This is a genomic window from Eubacterium sulci ATCC 35585 (assembly GCA_001189495.1).
Classification (GTDB): domain Bacteria; phylum Bacillota; class Clostridia; order Peptostreptococcales; family Anaerovoracaceae; genus Eubacterium_B; species Eubacterium_B sulci.
Window position 1 is genome coordinate 1509440 of record CP012068.1, and the last position, 20436, is coordinate 1529875.

General features: G+C 37.7%; 24 protein-coding genes and 1 pseudogene. 2 read left to right on the forward strand and 23 right to left on the reverse strand.

The window, feature by feature from the left end:
- Positions 1-131: 131 nt before the first annotated feature.
- The 9 genes from ADJ67_07020 to ADJ67_07060 all read right to left on the reverse strand — a co-directional run bounded on the left by ADJ67_07020 (position 132) and on the right by ADJ67_07060 (position 6996).
- Positions 132-980 carry a nicotinate-nucleotide pyrophosphorylase gene (locus ADJ67_07020; protein ID AKT47710.1) on the reverse strand — a complete coding sequence of 283 codons (849 nt, stop codon included), beginning with the start codon at positions 978-980 and terminating at the stop codon, positions 132-134.
- The gene (locus ADJ67_07025) at positions 958-2259 is read right to left on the reverse strand and encodes an L-aspartate oxidase (GenBank protein ID AKT47406.1); all 1302 of its coding nucleotides are present in this window, start codon (positions 2257-2259) and stop codon (positions 958-960) included. Before ADJ67_07025 ends, ADJ67_07020 begins: the two co-directional genes overlap by 23 nt.
- Complete coding sequence (locus ADJ67_07030) at positions 2260-3174, reverse strand: quinolinate synthetase (GenBank protein AKT47407.1); 915 nt, start codon at positions 3172-3174, stop codon at positions 2260-2262.
- A gap of 672 nt (positions 3175-3846) precedes the next feature.
- Complete coding sequence (locus ADJ67_07035) at positions 3847-4236, reverse strand: aldoketomutase (GenBank protein ID AKT47408.1); 390 nt, start codon at positions 4234-4236, stop codon at positions 3847-3849.
- A 28-nt stretch (positions 4237-4264) separates the two neighbouring features.
- On the reverse strand, positions 4265-4585 hold the full coding sequence (locus tag ADJ67_07040; protein AKT47409.1) for a competence protein TfoX: 321 nt from the start codon (positions 4583-4585) through the stop codon (positions 4265-4267).
- Between the two features lie 21 nt (positions 4586-4606).
- Positions 4607-5035: a glyoxalase gene (locus ADJ67_07045; protein AKT47410.1), complete on the reverse strand. Its 429-nt coding sequence runs from the start codon at positions 5033-5035 to the stop codon at positions 4607-4609.
- An 89-nt stretch (positions 5036-5124) separates the two neighbouring features.
- Positions 5125-5895 (reverse strand): hypothetical protein, encoded by a 771-nt coding sequence (locus tag ADJ67_07050; protein ID AKT47711.1) that lies wholly within the window; start codon positions 5893-5895, stop codon positions 5125-5127.
- Positions 5895-6791 carry an ABC transporter ATP-binding protein gene (locus ADJ67_07055; protein ID AKT47411.1) on the reverse strand — a complete coding sequence of 299 codons (897 nt, stop codon included), beginning with the start codon at positions 6789-6791 and terminating at the stop codon, positions 5895-5897. The genes ADJ67_07050 and ADJ67_07055 overlap by 1 nt, the downstream gene beginning before the upstream one ends.
- A gap of 1 nt (position 6792) precedes the next feature.
- Entirely contained in the window at positions 6793-6996 is a 204-nt protein-coding gene (locus tag ADJ67_07060; protein AKT47412.1) for a membrane protein, read from the reverse strand.
- A gap of 441 nt (positions 6997-7437) precedes the next feature.
- On the opposite strand from ADJ67_07060, the gene ADJ67_07065 reads away from it, so the two are divergent.
- Both ADJ67_07065 and ADJ67_07070 read left to right on the forward strand, forming a co-directional pair.
- Complete coding sequence (locus ADJ67_07065) at positions 7438-7842, forward strand: XRE family transcriptional regulator (protein AKT47413.1); 405 nt, start codon at positions 7438-7440, stop codon at positions 7840-7842.
- A gap of 34 nt (positions 7843-7876) precedes the next feature.
- Positions 7877-8215 (forward strand): annotated as a pseudogene (locus ADJ67_07070) (hypothetical protein).
- A gap of 474 nt (positions 8216-8689) precedes the next feature.
- Here the strand turns inward: ADJ67_07070 and ADJ67_07075 are convergent.
- From ADJ67_07075 to ADJ67_07140, 14 genes are all read right to left on the reverse strand, one after another.
- Complete coding sequence (locus ADJ67_07075; GenBank protein ID AKT47414.1) at positions 8690-9532, reverse strand: hypothetical protein; 843 nt, start codon at positions 9530-9532, stop codon at positions 8690-8692.
- 135 nt (positions 9533-9667) lie between these two features.
- The gene (locus tag ADJ67_07080) at positions 9668-10285 is read right to left on the reverse strand and encodes a hypothetical protein (protein AKT47415.1); all 618 of its coding nucleotides are present in this window, start codon (positions 10283-10285) and stop codon (positions 9668-9670) included.
- A 302-nt stretch (positions 10286-10587) separates the two neighbouring features.
- Positions 10588-11049, reverse strand: a complete 462-nt coding sequence (locus ADJ67_07085) for a transposase (GenBank protein AKT47416.1) — start codon at positions 11047-11049, stop codon at positions 10588-10590.
- Positions 11050-11265: 216 nt separating this feature from the next.
- Positions 11266-11736, reverse strand: coding sequence for a hypothetical protein (locus tag ADJ67_07090; protein AKT47417.1), 471 nt, complete (start codon positions 11734-11736; stop codon positions 11266-11268).
- 59 nt (positions 11737-11795) lie between these two features.
- The gene (locus ADJ67_07095) at positions 11796-12008 is read right to left on the reverse strand and encodes a hypothetical protein (GenBank protein AKT47418.1); all 213 of its coding nucleotides are present in this window, start codon (positions 12006-12008) and stop codon (positions 11796-11798) included.
- A gap of 338 nt (positions 12009-12346) precedes the next feature.
- On the reverse strand, positions 12347-12667 hold the full coding sequence (locus ADJ67_07100) for a competence protein TfoX (GenBank protein AKT47419.1): 321 nt from the start codon (positions 12665-12667) through the stop codon (positions 12347-12349).
- 29 nt (positions 12668-12696) lie between these two features.
- Entirely contained in the window at positions 12697-12891 is a 195-nt protein-coding gene (locus ADJ67_07105) for a hypothetical protein (GenBank protein AKT47420.1), read from the reverse strand.
- A 74-nt stretch (positions 12892-12965) separates the two neighbouring features.
- The gene (locus ADJ67_07110; protein ID AKT47421.1) at positions 12966-13592 is read right to left on the reverse strand and encodes a 1,3-beta-glucan synthase regulator; all 627 of its coding nucleotides are present in this window, start codon (positions 13590-13592) and stop codon (positions 12966-12968) included.
- A 342-nt stretch (positions 13593-13934) separates the two neighbouring features.
- Complete coding sequence (locus ADJ67_07115; protein AKT47422.1) at positions 13935-14204, reverse strand: hypothetical protein; 270 nt, start codon at positions 14202-14204, stop codon at positions 13935-13937.
- A gap of 346 nt (positions 14205-14550) precedes the next feature.
- The gene (locus ADJ67_07120; protein ID AKT47423.1) at positions 14551-15918 is read right to left on the reverse strand and encodes a hypothetical protein; all 1368 of its coding nucleotides are present in this window, start codon (positions 15916-15918) and stop codon (positions 14551-14553) included.
- A 3-nt stretch (positions 15919-15921) separates the two neighbouring features.
- A complete protein-coding gene (locus tag ADJ67_07125; protein AKT47424.1) occupies positions 15922-16467 on the reverse strand; it encodes a nitroreductase in 546 nt (181 codons plus the stop codon).
- A gap of 127 nt (positions 16468-16594) precedes the next feature.
- On the reverse strand, positions 16595-17254 hold the full coding sequence (locus tag ADJ67_07130; GenBank protein ID AKT47425.1) for an ATP synthase subunit D: 660 nt from the start codon (positions 17252-17254) through the stop codon (positions 16595-16597).
- Between the two features lie 17 nt (positions 17255-17271).
- The gene (locus ADJ67_07135) at positions 17272-18645 is read right to left on the reverse strand and encodes an ATP synthase subunit B (GenBank protein AKT47426.1); all 1374 of its coding nucleotides are present in this window, start codon (positions 18643-18645) and stop codon (positions 17272-17274) included.
- Between the two features lie 3 nt (positions 18646-18648).
- On the reverse strand, positions 18649-20415 hold the full coding sequence (locus tag ADJ67_07140) for an ATP synthase subunit A (GenBank protein AKT47427.1): 1767 nt from the start codon (positions 20413-20415) through the stop codon (positions 18649-18651).
- Between the last annotated feature and the right edge of the window lie 21 nt (positions 20416-20436).

The following is a 20436-nucleotide window of genomic DNA, read 5'->3' on the forward strand; positions in this document are numbered from 1 at the left end:
TAATATCCACCGGCTCAATTTCTGATGCCCATAGCAGAATTTACATCTATGTGAAAAAATACCTTGTCCTTCACAAAAGAACCCCTCATAGCAATTTATCCAATTTGCTAAAAGAAGTTCTAAGTTTGTAACTAAATTATATCCATATTTTTCAAACTAATATCCAGGGCCTTTACCGAATGAGTCAAGGCACCACAAGATATAATATCTATGCCTAGTCCCCTATAGTCACCTATATTTTCTGGACTTATATTTCCAGATACCTCAATAAGGGCCCTGCCAGCTATAATGTCTACAGCTTCTCTAATCTGGTCTATAGACATGTTGTCCAACATTATTATGTCACAACCTACATTAAGGGCTTCCTTAACCTGGTCCAAGCTTTCCACTTCCAATTCTATCTTTTTTGAGAAGGATATCTTGGCTCTTGTCTTTTCAACTGCCTGCCTGATGCCACCTGCAACACCTATGTGGTTGTCTTTTAACATGACCATATCAGATAGGTTGTACCTGTGGTTTTTTCCACCCCCAACTTCTACGGAATACTTGTCAAATACCCTGAGTCCTGGGGCAGTCTTCCTGGTGTCAGCCAGACTAACGGATTCATCTCCCAGGGCATCCACCATATACCTGGTCATACTAGCTATACCGCTCATCCTCTGAAGGAAGTTTAGCCCAGTCCTCTCAGCCAAGAGCATGGCCTGAGCCTTAGATTCAACTATGGCTATCTTATCGCCCTTGCATACCCTATCTCCATCCTTGTAGGAACAAGTAAATCTTACGCCTTCATCCAAGATTTTAAAGGTCTGGTAAAATACCTCTAGTCCACAAATTATACCGTCTTCCTTGGCTATCAAGTCTGCCCTGGCCATCCTATCCTCATCTATTATGGCATCGGCACTAATATCCTTGTAGTTGATATCCTCCATAAGGCTCTCTTTAATCTTATCAAGCATCCTAATTTTTAAGCCAGTATTCATAAAAATCATGGTTCCTTTCCTTTATTGTATCTACCAAAATCTTATGGTAGCCATCAACTATATCCTCTATCTTTCTAGTTTCTGTGTTTTCTTCCATATGGGCCCTAAAGTCTGGTAATAAAGTATTCAGGGTTTCACCACACTTCATACCACAGAAGCAGGCCTCTAAAAGTGAGTTTGATGCCAGCCTATTTCTACCATGTAGACCTGTGCAAGATGTCTCACCTATAGCATATAGGCCTGTTAGGCTAGTCCTACCATCTATCTTGGCCTTGATGCCACCCATATGGTAGTGCTGGCCCGGGCATACAGGTATCATATCCTTCCTAATATCTATACCCTTGTCCATACAGTCCTGGAAAACTGTCGGAAACCGTTTATCAATCCTTTCCCTATCCCTTATATTCTCAAGAGATAGGTAAACATGGTCACTGTGGTCCTCCTCCATCTTTTGTCTTATGGCCTTGCTGACTACATCCCTGGGAAGCAATTCATCGATAAACCTGTCTCCATTAATGCCAAGCAGGATGCCTCCCTCTCCCCTCAAGGCTTCAGTTATCAAGCTATGTCTACCCATGGATTCATCATATAGGACTGTTGGATGTATCTGGATATATTCCAAATTTGATATCTCTAGCCCATGCTCCATAGCTATAGCCAGGGCATCACCAGATACCGACTTATAGTTGGTAGATGAATTAAATATACCCCCTATGCCACCTGTTGCCAGGACTACTGCCCGGGCATATATATTCCTATATTGGCCACCAACAAAGACCCTTATGCCTACAGCTTTATTATCTTCAATTATCAGGTCGTAAAAAGTCGTATTTTCACAAATATCTATATTAGGCCTGCCCTTCACCCTTTCTGCCATAACCTCACACATAGACCTGCCAGTAAAGTCTCCAGCATGGTAGATTCTGGCCAGCCTATGTCCACCTTCCTTATGGAGACTATAGGTATCCTGGTCAATCTTGTCAAAGTTGACACCATAACCTATTAATTCTTCTACCACATCCAGAGATTTATCTAAAATATTCCTAACGACATCCACATCATTCTCATAGTGGCCTGCCTTTAAGGTATCCTCTATATAGTCATCTAGATTTTCATCTGCTAGCCTAGCCGATATACCTCCTTGAGCTAGGTATGAATTAGCCTCATCCATACTCTTTTTAGATATTAAACATACTTGGTAAATAGGGTCTAATTTTAAGGCACAAGAAAGACCTGCCGCACCACTACCAACTATTACAATATCATAAAAATCTCTCATTTAACTCATCTCCATCATCTTTTTGAGAGGTAGGCTGGCCCTCTCCATTAAGGCCTCGTCAAGTATAATTTCTGGTCCTTCATCTACCAATACCCTGTATAGATTTTCCAAGGTATTCTTTTTCATATCCTCACAAGGCTTCATAGATGAAGGTATAATAAATTCACTATCCGGTGATAGCTTATTCATCTGGTATAAAATGCCCTCTTCTGTACAGACAATATATCCCTTCTTCTTAGTCCTTCCAACATAGTCTAAGAGTGCCTTAGTAGATCCTACGCAGTCTCCAAGCTCAACTACTCGACTTGTACATTCTGGATGTACAAGGACATCGTAGCCATACCTATTCTTTAAGTCCTCAACCTCCTCATATTCCACAAAGTTATGGTACTTGCAGTAGCCCTCATGGAATATAAAGTTTTTGTCCTCTATCTGGTTTGCTATATAGGATCCCAAATTTTTATCTGGCAAGAAATATATATTCTTGTTCGGTATGGCCGATACTATCTTCATAGCATTTGAAGAAGTAACACAGACATCACTCCTAGACTTTACATCTGCTGTTGTATTGATGTAAGCGACTATAGCTACATCATCATACCTTTCCTTGATGCCGTCTAAATCATCTAGGTTTACCATGTCTGCCATAGGACAGCCTGCCCCTATGTCTGGAATCAATATTTTTTTATCGGGATTCAAGAGCTTAGCACTCTCACCCATAAAATTGACACCACAAAAGCAAATAATCTTATTTTTTGCATTCTGGGCATCCTTAGCTAGCTGGAAGGAATCTCCAACCTTGTCAGCTATGTCCTGAACCTCACTATTAGCATAAAAATGAGCTAGGATCAAGACGTCCTTCTCCTCTTTCAAGCGTAAAATTTTCTCTTTTAAAATTTCGATTTCTCTTTCCATATATTCTCCTCAACATATAAGACTTGTTTGGTTTGTAGATATATATGTGTATATACACCAACATATGTATAATACTATACATAACTCAAAATGTGAATAGAAAAGGGTGAAGAATCTTCCGAGTCCCCAAATCACATACGAAAAAGGAGGCTATAGGACAAAAAGTGTGCGTGACTAATCCCAGTAAACTGGATAGTTGCTTGAATGATGTAGCTCGCTCAAAAAATGCTTATGCTTTACAATCCTCCAAGAACACTAATTCCAAGGAAGATATACCACGTTTTAACGTTGAAATTTGAATGTGTTTAGAAGTTTTTATCAACACTTTTTGTCAACCCTTAATCTTCTTTCAAAAAAGATTAAATCGCCATACACATTGAAAGTTCAATGTATATAGCGATTTTTATCAACACTTTTTGTCCTATAGCCCACGATTTCACTCTTTGTATCAACGCTATGCACTCCACATGGCTCAGTTCTCCAATGAACAACCTATTCAACACCTACTGTACAAGGGAATGGTGGAACACCAATTTTCGCCTTAAAATGGGTATGTCAAACCGATACGAGTGTTGAATTGCCCTATTGCTCGTATAGGCAAATAGGGTAAATGCCTATTACCTAAATTTCAATTTTCAGTGCAATCCAACTGACGGATTAAATTGGCATTTATCAATTTGTAAATCTTAATAAATATCCATTGGGATCTTGTATTAAGAACTCAATTTGTGTTTCTTCTGCACCATTAACTTTATATTGATTTATTGTTAGTTCTCTATATATTTCAAGATTTAGAGTTTTTACTAATTTATAAATTCCTTCAACATCTTCGACTGCTATTGAAAAATTTATACCTCTTCCCAAGGGATAACTTAATTCGCCTGTGTTCCACCCATCATCATGAATTTGTTCAAACATAAACTGACTACCTTGAAAAGACATGAAAACAAACCTTTCATCATTTCGTTCGTATTCTATTTTGAATCCTAATCTGCTATAGAATTTTTTTGTTTTATCAATATCAAAAACCGATAATTCCGGAATCATCTTATTAAAATCCATCTTCACTCCCCCTCAAATTCAAATTCGATTATTTCTTTTTCTTTGGTTTGGGTGCAGGTAATTCATCATACATTGAATTGAATAAGCCAGTTAAAAAATCTTTGTTGTCAACATCATCTACCAACAGCATTTCCTTTGCTCCATCATATGGTACCTCGTACTTTGCATTTGGCATGTATGCTATTGCAGATTTAACAGGCTTCACTAAAAATCTATCATCATAAATTCCACCTATAATTTTTCCGCGATAATAAACAATATATTCGCCCATCATTGATCTATATGTTATTTCTTCCAAATCGGATAGTTGTTCTGAAATGAAATTTAAATATTCTTTACTTGAAGCCATTTTTTCTATCTCTCTTAATTACTAAAATTTCAATAGTCCGTTTTCGTCAAACTTAAAATTTGGACCCCATGAAACTTCCCAATAGTATCCATCTAAATCCGAAAAATATGCGTGATATCCACCCCAAAAAACTTCCTGTGGCTCTTTTACAATTTTTCCACCTGCTTTTCTTACTAATGCAATTACAGCATCAACATCTTCTTTATGTTCAACATTGTACGCTAATGTAATTCCTGAAAATCCATTTCCTTTTGGTGGATTATTTTCATCAATATCTTTTGCTAATTGTTCCAAAGGAAATAGTTCAAACTTTGTTCCCGGAGTATCAAAAAAGCATACCGGCGGATTATTTTCTATGCAATCAGTCTTATAGCCTAAGCCATCTCTATAAAACTTGATTGACCTTTCCATATCTTTAACGCCTAAACAAATACAAGTAATCTTGTTCATCGTTACCTCCTTTCCTCATATAGCTTAAAAGCTACTCGAAATGTATGTAAAAAATCTACATCCGTTCACAACATTGCCTTGCCAAAATTTTACAATTGTTTTTTGTTCATACATAGAACGCTCATCCAAATAGCTAACATTCCCAACAATAATGATAAAATAATAACAGCTATATAATCTACAGGCTTCGCATTTCCGACAAGAAGCTCTGCTGTATCAGTTAATTTGAGCATTGAGTACTTTTTGATATCAGGCATAAGCTTAATCACATAGCCAATAACCACACATAAACCCAATTCTATTAGAATAAAACCGCTATTATTCTGAATTACCGAAAACAAAACAAACAAACAATTAATTAATAAGCCGAACAAATACCATATTACCGCCGCAAAAAAAAGATTATTTGCAATGCTATTGTCCCAAAAATAGGCATTATAACCATAAGTAATTCCAAAACATAGCCAATATCCTATGCTCCACAAAAGCATAATAAATAAGCTCTTAGCTAATACAACAACGCTTCTGGGTAACCCCTTGGTCAAAACTAATATAAGTGTCCCGGACTGATATTCCTTAACAAATGTGTTGCTCATTACCAGTAAAAATGCAATAAGAGCCATCGGAATATTTTTAAAAAACTGTGTCCAAGAAGTCATTGCATCAACCGTCATGTTAGATACAGTCATTCCTAGCTGTTCAAAAGAGTCACTCATTGTTTCTATCATCCAAGGAATAATTTTTGCGGTTACTGGATTAAGAAACCCCATAAACACAAATATTATAGTAAGGATAATCACTTTGCCGCTTCTTAAACCCTCGCTCCATTCCTTTTTCATAAAAATAAATAAACTTCTCATCATCTAATCACTTTCATAAATACGCTTTCCAACGAAGGGGTTTCACGCTCTATTTTCTGAAAAAACATCTCATTTTCAATCATATACTTTAATATCTCTGTAAACTTTCCGTTATTTTCTCTAAGGATAAGAGTATTTCGATTCACAAACTCAAGTTCAGAGAATTTTTGAGCAAGCAAATCAGCATCGCTGTCAAAATTCATTTCAAACACGTATTCATTTCCCGAAAATTTTTCTCTCACAGTAGATATTTCTCCCTGCAAAGCAATAACACCATCATTCATAAATGCCACATTCGTACAAATACGTTCGACATCTGACAATATATGAGTAGAAAAAACAATAGTTGTTTCTTCTTTAGCAGCATATAAAACGTCCAGTATTTCCTTACGTCCAATAGGATCAAGAGCTGATGTTGGTTCATCACATATGAGGAGTTTCGGTGAATTCATCAATGCTTGCGCTATTCCAAGTCGCTGTTTCATTCCTCTCGAAAAGCCACCTATCCTATGAGTAGAATCGTTCATTCCGACCAACCTTAGCAATCTACTGCTTCTTTCTTTTATACTTCTCTCATCCAATCCGCTCAATCTTCCACAAAACTGAAGATATTCTAATGACGTCATGAAAGAATAAAATTCTGGTACATCTGGTAAATACCCGATAAATTTATTTGTTTCTGTCTGCCCGAACGATACTTTTCTACCGCAAACATACACTTCTCCTTCATCTGGCATGAGCAGCCCAAGTACTGCTTTCATAACTGTAGTTTTTCCAGCACCATTCTTGCCAACCAGTCCGAACACGCTGTTCTCAGGCACAGTTAAATCTAATCCTTTCAACACCTCTTTATTGCCATATCTCTTTTTAAGGTTTTTGACTGAAAGAATATTCATTCTATGATTCCTCTTTTCCTAAAGCAAGATATAGAATTGGTCCAATAAAATTCATTCCAACAATCACAATAATCATCCACATAAGTCGATTTCCATGTTTATAATTTTTATGCGTAAGAATATGACGAATAACATATACCAATAGTATCAATTCAATTATAACAAGAGGTATTAAAAAAGGTAAAAATTCTTTAAAAATTTCCATCTCATTCTCGTATGATTATTACGAATAAAATCACACTTCTCCTTTCTTCATTCTTTAAGCTATACCGTACAAAGACCGTCTAAAGATTTTACACCGAATCCGCTTTCATATTTTCCAATTTTTTGTGTTTTTTGACTCAACCCTCTCCATAATTTATGAGACATCACAGTCTAAACAATTACACATCCTTAACAACACATCTGTTGTGACATTTTCACCATTCTTAATCTTATAAAACGTACTTCGGCTAATATTGATATCGTCTATGTTATACCATATAAACGCGTCTTTGTCATCACACTTTTCTGTTTTTTCAAACTTATAAATATCAAGTGCAAATTAGAATTTTTTCATTATAAATTTTAATTATTGTCTTATCACACCTACATATTACTATAAACAGAAATTAGATTCTTTTAGAAAAGGCGGTGTATTAAATTCATGGATTTTGGAATGATTTTAAAAAATTTAAGAAAAGAAAAGGGCTTAACCCAGGCCCAACTTGGTGCTAAAATAGGCGTCACTGAGAAAACTATAAACAACTATGAAACTAAAGGTAAAAGACCTAGGAATATTGATGTATACTATAAGTTATCAGAGGTATTTAATGTAGGTATGTCAGACCTTGTAGGCGAAGAAGAAGCTTTCTACTACAATGCTCAAAAACAATACGGATATAACGGTAAGAAGCAAGCCAGAGAACTTGCAAAAAATCTATCTGGTATGTTTGCAGGTGGTGAACTTCCTGAAGAAGATGCCGATGTAGTTTTTAAGATGATTCAAGAAGCTTATTGGAAGATGAAATTAGAAAACAAAGCGAAATACTCAAACAAAACAGGTGACTAAATATGAATGTTGAAGAAATTCGTAAAAAGGTAAAAGGCTTAAGAGTAAATATAAAACTAATGATCCATACCAACTACTAGATTACCTAAATATTCGATTACATTACTTTCCTTCTCCTACCACTTCACTGCTAGGAATGTATACTAAGGTGCTTAATGGAAGGTTTATCTACATATCAAGTGAATTAGACTATAAAGAACGTTCTGTAATAGCACATGAACTTGGTCACGATCAGCTTCACAGATTTCTTATGAAGAAAAAAGGACTAGGGAGTTTTAATTTCATCTCAAATATGAGTAACAGATACGAGGATGAAGCTAATCACTTTGCTGCTGAACTTCTTATAAGTGATGCATCAATAGTCGATATGGTTTGTTGTGAGATTCCGATGGTAACTTCTTTTTGTAAAAAAGATGCTATTGCTCCAAATATGCAAAACATCATCAGCAAATATAGCAATGCCGTTCCTATGCCGAGCAGTAATGTTAGAAATGCAGTGATGATACTAAGCAGCAAGCTGATTGGAAACAGTATTATTTTCGTTATCCACCTAATCATTTTTTATTCATCACTTCCCAATTCATACTTTGTATCTCCACACACCATATCAATGCAAACATTCACATCTATATAATTTTTTAGGACTTTTTTTCGTCCACCTTCGCCATCTTCTACAAATACATAATGCTTGTAAAACTGCTTAAAATGCAGGATTTTCACGATTTCACTCTTTGTATCAACGCTATGCACTCCGTATGTCCCGTATGTGGGAACATATCTATAAACCTTTTAACGATAGCTTAAGGTTATCGTTAAAAGGTATTAGCTCGACAAACTGGGATTTAAATTATCGATGTTTTCTCTTAATCCACGTAAAAACCAAAAGTGCAAAGAAGGCATAAGCGATAATTGCAAAAACAGATGCTTCTACGCCAAAATCGCCACCTGTAATCAGTCTATTACCTGAAGATAATACAAAATTATAAATAGAATCACCATCACTTTTTGTTCCGAAATGAAAAACAGTGCCAACAAACACCATATTCCAAACACCGTGAACAATTGTACTATTCCAAATGCTATTGGACTCTATTGTAACTAGTGAGAATAGTATCCCTACCAACGTACCGGCAAATATCAACTGTATTGTACTAATTAGACTTAAATTATTACCTATTATATGCAAAATTCCAAATAATATTGATGGTATAAATATTGCTATCGCTCGATTCCATTTTTTTTCAAGCAAGCCTAAAATTACTCCTCTAAAGACACTTTCCTCAACAATTCCCGTAGCCACACCGTAGAATAACAACGAGGAGGTTACTATTACCAATTTATGCCCCTCGTTTCCCGCTGTTAAATTTCCTCCAGATAGTATTAAACAGATCATAACAAAGCCAGTCATAGTAAGTGCAACTATGAAATATTTAAAATTCATTCTAACTGGTGTTATCCTGAAAGTTGATAAATTTCCTCTTAATACTTTTTTTGTAAGTATCTTAATCCCTAGAAGGCTGACTGATATATAGATAACCGCTGACACAATATTTGCGGCCCATGCTGGAATACCATTTTTTGCAATAGTTGATCCTATCCCTAATGCCATCCCCTGTGATATTGCTAAGCAACAAATCGACAAAAAAATTCCTAGTACAACTTTTCGAGTTGAAATTTTATTTTCTTCCATAAATCCCCCTAACAAATTCTAATTTGTCTTCGTATAAAATAATTCCCATTATATAAATCCATAAGCTCTTAGCAAACTTTTAACGATAATATAAGGTTATCGTTAAAAGATATTACCTCGATATACTGGATTTGTTTATTTTTGACACTCCTCTATTTTGTATCTATACTCATCCAAAAGTTGTCTTGAATAGATTTTTTCGTTTGTTGAATCTCTGACTTCTTTCCATAGAATAGCAGCAACTTTTAACTTATTAGAATAAAAGTCGCTAAATTCGTCTGAGCAAAAGTCCTTTAGGAATTGATTCCATTGACAAACTGAGTGGTCATACTTAGCATAGTCTGATTCGCCATAGTATACTTTCAGCATATCTTGAATTGTAAAGTTTAAGTCATTCCCAGCTTTCACTTTTCGCCAAGCTGTAGCCATGTCAGCATTAAATTTGAATGGTTCAACACCTGTTGCAACCGAAAAATACTCTCGAAATTTTTGATTAAAGGAAAAGCCACATTCAAGCAATGGCGTATTTAATGTTATCGCTTCAGCTTGTTTTTTCTTTACTTTCCTTACAGACTTTTCTATTCTATTTCCCTTGAAATATTGTTCTATAATATAATTTAGCTCCTGTTTTGTACTTCTGTATTCTAATCCAAGAGACTTACAAATTTGCGAAAGCTCTTCTCGATACCAATAGTATCTGTTAAATTCCTCAAATGATTTTATATTGTTAAAATCTGGTCGATTTTCTTTCAACTACTTACCTCAAACTTCTAATTTTCTTTTAGTTTTGAAATCATATTTGTATTTGAGTCTTCCTGTGAAACTATTATTCTTATATTTAATCCTTGCTTCTTTTTCGCTAATAACCCTTGATAGATAGCTTCATCGGAAAACCATGCAGCTACTGCCCAAATTATAAATTTTGCATTTCTAATTCCCTAAATCACTTCACTATAATGATTTTACCCCAAATCCCCATTTACATAAAGCGCAATATGCCTTGAATCCCCATTTTAACATTTTTGAATTTTCCTCAAATCCCTATTCGTCAAGGGCTATTTATTTTTCTTTCCTGTGAACGGATCTATATACTCTTTCAAGCTTATCTGGTCCTCTGCTATATCTTCTTGAAGTTGTGTACGTATGTATTCCTCTATTCTTTTCTTATTCTTCCCTACTGTATCCACAAAATAGCCTCGACACCAGAAATGTCTATTTCCATATTTATATTTTAAATTTGCATGTTTATCGAAAATCATCAATGAGCTTTTCCCTTTGAGATAACCAACAATTTGGGACACACTGTATTTTGGTGGTATCTCTACAAGCATATGTATATGATCAGGACAACATTCTGCTTCGATTATTTGTATTCCTTTCCTTTCACACAGAAGCCTTAATATTTTCCCTATCTCTACTCTTATCTTTCCGTAAATGACTTTTCTTCTGTACTTTTGTGCAAGCACTATGTGATACTTACAATTCCACGATGTATGTGATAAACTATTCTTATCCATTTTGGATTACCTCCTTGTTTTGATATACGGTTGGTGACCACATTTATCTTAACATAGGAGGTATCTTTTCGCTAAAGCCCTTTAACCTCACCGGCATAGCCGGTGCTTTATTATTCATCTCACATTCGTTCGATGAATCACTGCTAAAGCAATACAAAGAAAAAAGCACCTACAAATTTTAGATGCTGGTTTAACTTACATTAACTTTGAATACTACTATTTATTTTGTACTGATATTAAATAATCTAGAAATTGTTTAATCTCATCTCGATCTAATGTTACTGTAAGAAAATTTGCAGTAACACCTTGATGGTAAAAAAACACTCTCCACTCAAGTGAAATATCTATCATTTCATGTCCTGGTTTAACATAAATGACATCAGGGTTATCTCTTAAATCACTTACTGGGTATAATATGAATTCAAAATCTGGTTCCAAAAAAGAAATTTCACAAATATTTGTTATCTTGTTATCTAGCAGCTGAGTCAACCCTTCTACTAAATCATCAATTTCAAAAGATAGTAGCATTGGATCATTCTTTTTATTAAAATTCAACCATTCCCCAGAAGTGAAACTGTAATCTAATTCACACCATGAATCATATTTATCATCATCATTTTTAGGTGACTTGTAGTCTCGTATTTGTAATTCTATTTTAATTCCATCAATATCTATTTCAAAGTCCATCATGTCTCACTCACAGTCAATTTACTATATTTTTATTTTCTATATTATACCCAATAATATTAGAACCTATCAAACTCCGCCTGTCCAGCCGCCTTGCTATATTTAACACCATCATTTGATTTTTCAGTCCAGATATCCAGTACCATACCGATTGTAAGTAAATCAAGTTCAGAAATGTTTATCCCTATTTCCACGCATCTTAATAAAAATAGGGCTGTTGTCATTTCCCTGCTACTTTTTGGAAGTTTTTTTAGACTGAACTTCCGTCTCAAGGTTTACTCCCCTAAGTTCAAGTATTTCAGGTAGAATCTCATAAATGGAAAACATCTCAAACTGATCAAGCCAATCATCAATATTTCCAGCAATACTTCTATCTGCATGGTAAGCCATGATGTAGGCTACATTTTCAAATATCTCAAGGTCATCTATTTCAAATGAACCCTCACTTGCTTTGAAGGTTTTTTCTAGCTTTGATATGTCCTTGAATATATCTCTTTTAACACTAGGTATGTCAAATAGTTGCGTTCGTATGTGTGAACATATCTATAACCTTTTAACGATAGATTGTGGTTATCGTTAAAAAGTATTACCTGGACAAACTTGGATTTTATTATTTCTTTTTCTTTGGTTTTGGTGCAGGTAACTCATCAAACATTGAATTAAATAAGCCGGTTAAATATTCTTTATTGTCAACATCATCTACCAATAGCATTTCCTTTGCCCCTTCATACGGCAATTCGTATTCTGCATTCGGCATATATTCTATTGCAGATTTAACAGGCTTCACTAACAATCTATCATCATAAATTCCACCTACGATTTTTCCATGATAATAAATGATATATTCGCCCATCATTGTACGATAAGTAATATCTTCCAATTCTGATAACTGCTCTAAAATGAAATTTAAATATTCCTTACTTGATGCCATACTCTTTTCCTATTTATCCTCTTGAATTGTCAAGTCAAGTTTTTTAAATATGACATTGCATATTTTAAAATGATTTCATCTGAATAATTGCCACCAGTAGAATACGAAATATTCATTATAGTCAACGTTAATTCATTGAGGTCTATTTTATCATTTACTAGTTTTGATAAGATTTTTTTACATCTTTCAAAATCTTCTTTGGTTGCTCCAAATGGCAATTTCACAGCATTCACTCCTTATGCAATTCTAAATTAAACTACCCTATAAATTCTAATTTGGTTCTATACTATATATTTAACTAACGCATGAGTTCAAGCCACTTTTTTGCGTTTTCACAAGTACTATCAATAGGTGTTGTATGATTGTTTGTAAACACTTCCCACTGCCAATCCTCTCCTCCAATACAGCCTAATTTCGTGTATTCTTCAAGAAATTCTGCAAAAGAATTTGCCATTACATAACCATGTAAGTCGCTTCCGTCGTGACTTAAGTAGACTACTTTCCCATAAGACTCTTTTTCTAAATCTATAGCTAATAAATCACCATTGTCAAGCTCCTGAAATACCAGCTTATTGTGAAAAATCTTGTCATACGGATTATCATAATTAGGATAGCAAATATCTACCAAACCTTTTCTACTTTCTTCAAAAATGGGAATTAAATCTATTCCAAAATGCAAATTACCCGCAGAAAATTCCACCAACTCACTCGGTAATGGTAGTATTTCTTTGCCTTCAATATAAATATCCCAAAAAAACTCTAGATGTGATGAAATTTCTTTCAATGCCTGTCTAAATTCTATTGGTAGACTGTAACCTAATTCTTCTTCAAGCTTTAGAATATCTTCTTCTTTTGCAACTTCTTTGCAAACAATTTCTTCTGTAAATCCACCTAATTCTTTTACTCTGTTTCTAAAGAAGTTTATCTAGCCAAGTTTCAGTAGACTATTTCACACCACTCTCTGATTGTAGGAAATTTTTACAAGAGAGGTTACATCTACTACGCTACTTCGTTGCTCGTACAAGCAGTGTTACGCATTCCCCGGTTCGCTGTTTCCAATCGCCATGTCGCTTTGCTCCTAGCTCTTGGACAGCTGTCGCGTGGGCAGTACCATCTTTTAGTTTGCGTCAGTACCTGACTTAACTAAAAGGGTAACTGCCTCAGTATGGAACGAGTGAACACCAAGTATGTCAAGTAGTTGCGTTCGTATGTGGGAACATATACACTAAACTATTTAACGATAGCATAAGGTTATCGTTAAAAGGTATTACCTCGACAAACTGGAATTTAAATTGTCGTAAAATAGCTGAGGTTTAATTCCATTCTTCTTGCACAGAAGCAATACTTTTTCTGCGATTTGAATTTTTTCTTTACTGTTTAAGCTTATATCTGAATCCATATGTTTTATACTGTCAACATATATAGCATAATCATATTCATCTCCCATACATAATTCCGAATCCACAAAATATTTTATTCCTTGTTCATCGTGATATTCGAGACCAGCTCTACCTAAAAGTACGATACAATCTCGCATAGTTCTCTCCCTATAAATTGAAATTTGTCTTCGTATAAAAATAATTCCCATTGTATAAATCCATAAGCTCTTTAGCAAACTTTGCTACAAGTTCATGATTAAGTGCAGCTGCTAAGGGTTCTTCATTATTATTAGCTCTTGGTGTCCAATTATATGATCCGTGCATTACATAGTCCATCTCTATGATACATAAGCCTTTATTTCATATACTTTATTTACTTAGTGGGTGTAATCCTTATGAGTAGTGTTAGGACTTCAATTTGCAGTAGCACGTAGCCAATCAAACTTCGCCTTGCTCGTTTTCTTGGGCGTGCCTTGCATAGGACGTACATCTGCTTCTACTACGCTACTTTGTAGCTCGTACAAGCAGTGTTACGCATTCCGTATGTCCCGTATGTGGGAACATATCCACTGGGGTTCCTTTTACATACTCATAGCCGTTTTCGCTTAGATATTTAATATCTCTGCTCAGTGTTGCTGGATCACACGATACATAAACGATTCTGTCTGCTTCGGTTTCTACTACTGCTTTTAGCAGGGCTTCATCGCAGCCTTTTCTTGGTGGATCAAGGATTACGACATCCGCCTTTTCGATCTCGCCTTCTTCTCTTAGTCTTGGCAGCTCTTCTTCAGCCTTACCTGTGTAGTAGATGGCATTTACAATTCCGTTTATAACCGCGTTTCTGTTTGCATTTAGCACTGCTTCTTTGACTAGCTCGATTCCAACTACCTTGCCTGCTCCTGCCTTTGCCATAAAGAGTCCTAGGGTTCCAACTCCGCAGTAAAGGTCTAGGACTGTTTCTCCACCCTTTATTCCTGCGTATTCGACTGCCTTTTCGTAGAGGCGCTCTGCTTGCACCGGATTTACTTGATAGAAGGAGTATGGCGAGATTTCAAATCTAAGACCTAACATCTCGTCTTCTATCACATGCCTTCCGGCAATGATTTCTGCACGGTTTTTGTGCTGCTTTGATGGCTTGTTATCGGATATGTCTAGGGCCACCGACGAAAGATAGTATTCAAATCCGTCATCAAAGCTAGGTATCCTGTCTATGCTTTCTTCTGCCAAATAGATAAACTCCTCTAGATCAACATCCTTTTCCTCGACTGTCGGCACAAGCATAACTTCGCCACTTGTGAACGAGGTTTTTACGACCAGATTTTTTATCTTTTTCGCATCCTCGCACCCATCAAAGCTAGCTCTAAGCGCATCTGCTACCGCCACTACTGGTTCGCTTTGGAGCCTGCACTCACGGCAGTCAACAACCTTATGGCTGAGACGCTCTAAAAAGCCTACTGATTGTGTTTTAGGGTGTATCGCTAGCGTTGCCTTATTTCTATAGTTATATGGCTCAGACATCGAAATTATCAGTTCTAGCTCAGGAGCTTCCACGCCACCTATACGCTCAAGGACGTCGCGGACATGTCTTTCCTTGAGCTCAAGCTGCTTCTCGTATTTCAGCTTTCCAAAGGCACATCCTCCGCATTCATCTATGTATGGACAGACATCCTCAAGTCTGTGCTCTGAAGGTTCAAGGATTTCCTCAACATTAGCGAGTGCATAGCGCTTTTTTACCTTTGTCACTCTTGCACTGACTTTATCTCCAAGAACGCAGCCGTCGGCAAAAACGATGAGGCCATCGTAACTTCCGATGCCTCTACCGTCCTTGCTTTGATCTTTGATTGTAAGTTCAATTAATTGATTCTTTTCCATTTGTTATTCCACGAAATTCACAAGTTCATCGACGGAAAGCCTAGCTGGTGCAGGGTTATTTGTTTCGTGATATCCCATTGCGATTATAGCTACAACCTCCTGGTCCTCAGGAAGGCCAATAAGCTCTTTAATCATATCGTAGTCAGCATATCCTAGGATTACTGTTCCAACACCGTATGTGTGCGCAGCTAGGCAGAAGGCCTCTGCAGATACACCTGCATCAAACATCTCCCAGCCATCATTTTTGGGCGTTGAATAGCTGCCATCTGGCTCAAAGCCGCTCTTTCCCTTTACAATTGACTGCACTGCAATTGCAGGAGCGCGCTTGATTGTCTTCTCATTAAAAGTGAAGCCAAGAACTGCCTCTTCAGCAATCTTCGCTTTGATTTCCTCATTTTCTACAATTGTGTATCTTGTAATCTGAGTGTTCTTCCATGATGGAGCATATGCTGCAGACTCGATAATCTTTTCGATAGTCTCCTTTGATATCTTCTCATCCTTGTACTTACGAACACTTCTTCTTGATTTTATGCATTCTAAAGCTTCCATATATCTATCTCCTTTGTAAAAATTCCTTATTTTATCGTCCCAAATATTATACATTTTATTTACTGAAATAGCAAAAGGAGATAGCCTAAGCTATCTCCTAGTTTTTAAATTTTCTACACCTATGGTACTACTTTCTTTCGCTGTAGCGGTGTGCATCCTCAAGAACCATGTCCTTAACCTTGATAAGCCTGATCGTGTTGTCTCTTGCAGTCTCCTCAAGCTTCATCGAAATATATTTGATATTCTTCTGAGCTTCAGGGATGATTACATGCTCAAGAGCATTTACACGTCTTCTAGTCTTCTCAATCTCAGCAGCCATGAGCTTGCAGGCCTTTTCCTTTTCGGCGAGCAAAATCATGTCGTCCCTGATATCGGCAAGCGATTTAATCGCTCCGTCTAAATCCGAAGAAGTAAAGGCATATCCATATGAATAGATATCCGTCTCACTTGCGGTCTTCGTCCTTACATCAAAGACAGGAATGTTAACACTCATGACGTTCTTTGTGCTGACGCCAAGCGTCACCTTTTGCTTAGCAGCCATCAAAGCGGTATTAAGAGTTTCGGCATCCATGCCAGCTTTGGCAACAATGAAGTTGATATTAGCCTGACGGATACCCTCTTCGACATGCTTTCTGAGCTCCATGTTCTCACGAACCATGATGAGGAATTGACGCATCAGCTCGTCTCTCTTATCTTTGAGAAGCTTGTGACCCTTGCGGGCAACGGCCAGCTTATCTTTGATCCTAGAGAGCTCCATACGAGTAGGAATTATTTGACTTGATGCCATATCACGCCTCCTTATCCTTACTTCGCCTCATAATACATATCGAGCCACTTGTCATTAATTCTCTTGAGTTCACTTCTTGGAAGGATTCTCAAAAGCTCCCAGCCGATATCTAGAGTCTCCTCAATAGTTCTATCAGTGTTATAACCCTGGTTTACATACTTGTCTTCAAACTCGTCTGCAAACTTAGCATACTTAAGATCGATTTCTGTCAAAGCAGCTTCACCAAGGATGGTCATAAGCTCCTTAGCGTCCTTACCTCTAGCATAAGCGGCAAATAGCTGGTTCATTGTATTAGCGTGGTCGCCTCTTGTCTTGCCTTCGCCTATACCCTTATCCTTAAGTCTTGATAGTGATGGAAGAACGTTGATAGGTGGCTTAACACCCTTACGGTAAAGGTCTCTGGAAAGAATAATCTGTCCCTCTGTGATATATCCAGTAAGGTCAGGAATTGGGTGAGTCTTGTCATCCTCAGGCATTGAAAGAATTGGAATCATAGTGATTGAACCGTTCTTGCCATACTGTCTTCCTGCTCTCTCATATATCGTAGCAAAGTCAGTGTACATATATCCAGGATATCCTCTTCTTGCTGCAACTTCCTTACGCGCAGCAGATACCTCTCTCAAAGCATCCGCATAGTTTGTGATATCTGTCAAAATTACTAGAACGTGCATATCGCAGTCAAATGCTAGATATTCAGCTGCTGTAAGCGCCATTCTTGGTGTCGAAATTCTTTCAACCGCAGGGTCGTTTGCAAGATTTACAAACATTACGGTTCTATCTATCGCACCAGTTTCTTTGAAGGATTCAACAAAGAAGTTTGATTCCTCAAATGTGATACCCATAGCCGCAAATACTACCGCAAACTTTTCATCAGTTCCACGAACCTTAGCCTGCTTTGCAATCTGAGCTGCAAGATTTGCGTGTGGAAGACCTGAAGCTGAGAAAATAGGTAGCTTCTGTCCTCTAACTAGAGTATTAAGACCGTCGATAGCAGATACACCAGTCTGGATGAACTCAGCAGGGTAGATACGCGCTGCAGGGTTCATTGGAAGTCCATTGATATCTCTTCTCTCTACAGGAAGAATTTCCGGGCCTCCGTCCTTTGGTCTTCCCATTCCGTCAAAGACTCTGCCTAGCATATCCTCAGATACGCCAAGCTCGAGGCTCTTTCCTAAAAATCTAACCTTGCTGTCGCTAAGGTTTATACCTGCGGAGTTCTCAAAGAGCTGAACTACCGCTGTATCGTCGTTGATTTCGAGAACCTTACAGCGACGCTTTTCGCCGTCTGCAAGCTCGATTTCACCTAGTTCGTCGTACTTTACATTCTCAACGCCGCGGACCATCATCAAAGGACCTGCGACCTCTTGAATAGTTCTATATTCCTTTGGCATTACTTAGTCCTCCTTATTCAGTGCTTCAGCAACTTCTCCGTCGAGCAAGTCGATGATTCTTGTAAATTCATCTTCTATCTTATCTTCAGGTGTGTATTTAAATCTTCCGATAGGCTCTCTTGAAGGCATTGCGATAAGATCCTCTACATTTGCACCCTTTTCAAGTGCAGCCTTAGCCTTTTCGTAGAAGCTCATAACCAGTCTCATCATGAGATACTGCTTGCGAAGTGATGAATATGTATCAACCTCATCAAAGCTGTTCTGGTTTAGGAAGTCTTCTCTGATAGACTTAGCAGCTTCCATCTTGAGTCTGTCAGCAGGTGAAAGCGCATCCATACCTACCATCTGAACGATTTCATTAAGCTTTGATTCGTCCTGAAGAAGTGACATCATTTCCTGACGAGCACTCATCCAACCTGGCTCAACCTCTTCGTTAAACCATTTCTCCATGCTGTCTAGGTATAGTGAGTAACTTGTCAGCCAGTTGATTGCAGGGAAGTGTCTCTGGTATGCAAGGTTTGAATCAAGACCCCAGAACACCTTTACAATTCTAAGCGTTGCCTGTGATACTGGCTCAGAGATATCTCCGCCCTGTGGTGAAACCGCACCGATTACTGAAAGAGCACCATCTCTTCCATCCTTACCTAGTGCGATAACGTGACCAGCTCTCTCATAGAACTGAGCAAGACGGCTTCCTAGGTATGCAGGGTAACCTTCTTCACCAGGCATTTCCTCAAGTCTTCCAGACATCTCACGAAGAGCCTCTGCCCATCTTGATGTTGAGTCAGCCATCAAAGCTACTGAGTATCCCATATCTCTGAAGTACTCAGCGATAGTAATACCTGTATAAATTGACGCCTCACGCGCAGCAACCGGCATATCCGATGTGTTTGCAATGAGAACCGTTCTTTCCATCAAAGAACGACCTGTCTTTGGATCGACGAGGGCTGGGAACTCGTTAAGTACGTCTGTCATCTCGTTTCCACGCTCTCCGCATCCGATATATACGACGATGTCAGCCTCAGCCCACTTTGCTAGCTGATGCTGGATAACCGTCTTACCTGAACCGAAAGGTCCAGGAACTGCTGCTGTACCACCCTTTGCGATAGGGAAGAAAGCATCAACAACACGCTGTCCTGTAATAAGTGGTTTGTCTGGTCTCAGCTTCTCAGTATAAGGCCTGCTCTTTCTAACTGGCCATCTCTGCATGAGCTGGATTTCTCTATCGCCCTTTTCTGTTTCGATTACAGCAATTGTCTCTGTAACTGTGAACTCACCTGACTTAAGCTCTTTAACCTTACCCTTTACATCAGGTGGAACCATGATTTTCTGTTCAACAACTTCAGTCTCCTGAACTGTTCCAAGAACATCTCCGCCGCTTACCTCTTCACCGATTTCAGCTGTAGGAACAAAGTTCCACTTCTTCTCTCTATCAAGTGAATCAACGTGGATTCCTCTCTTTAGGTTGTTACCACAGACCTTCATAATAGCGTCTAGAGGTCTTTGAATACCGTCGTAGATACTTGTTATGAGTCCAGGTCCAAGTTCAACCGACATAGGTACACCAGTCGAAACTACTGGTTCTCCTGGTCCAAGACCTGAAGTCTCCTCGTATACCTGAATTGATGCCTCGTCACCGTGCATCTCTATAATTTCACCCGTTAGCATCTGGTCGCTAACATGCACAACGTCAAACATGTTTGCATCGCGCATGCCTGTAGCTATTACTAAGGGGCCTGCTACTTTTTTAATCGTACCTTTACTATTCATGTACTATACTGCCTCCTGATA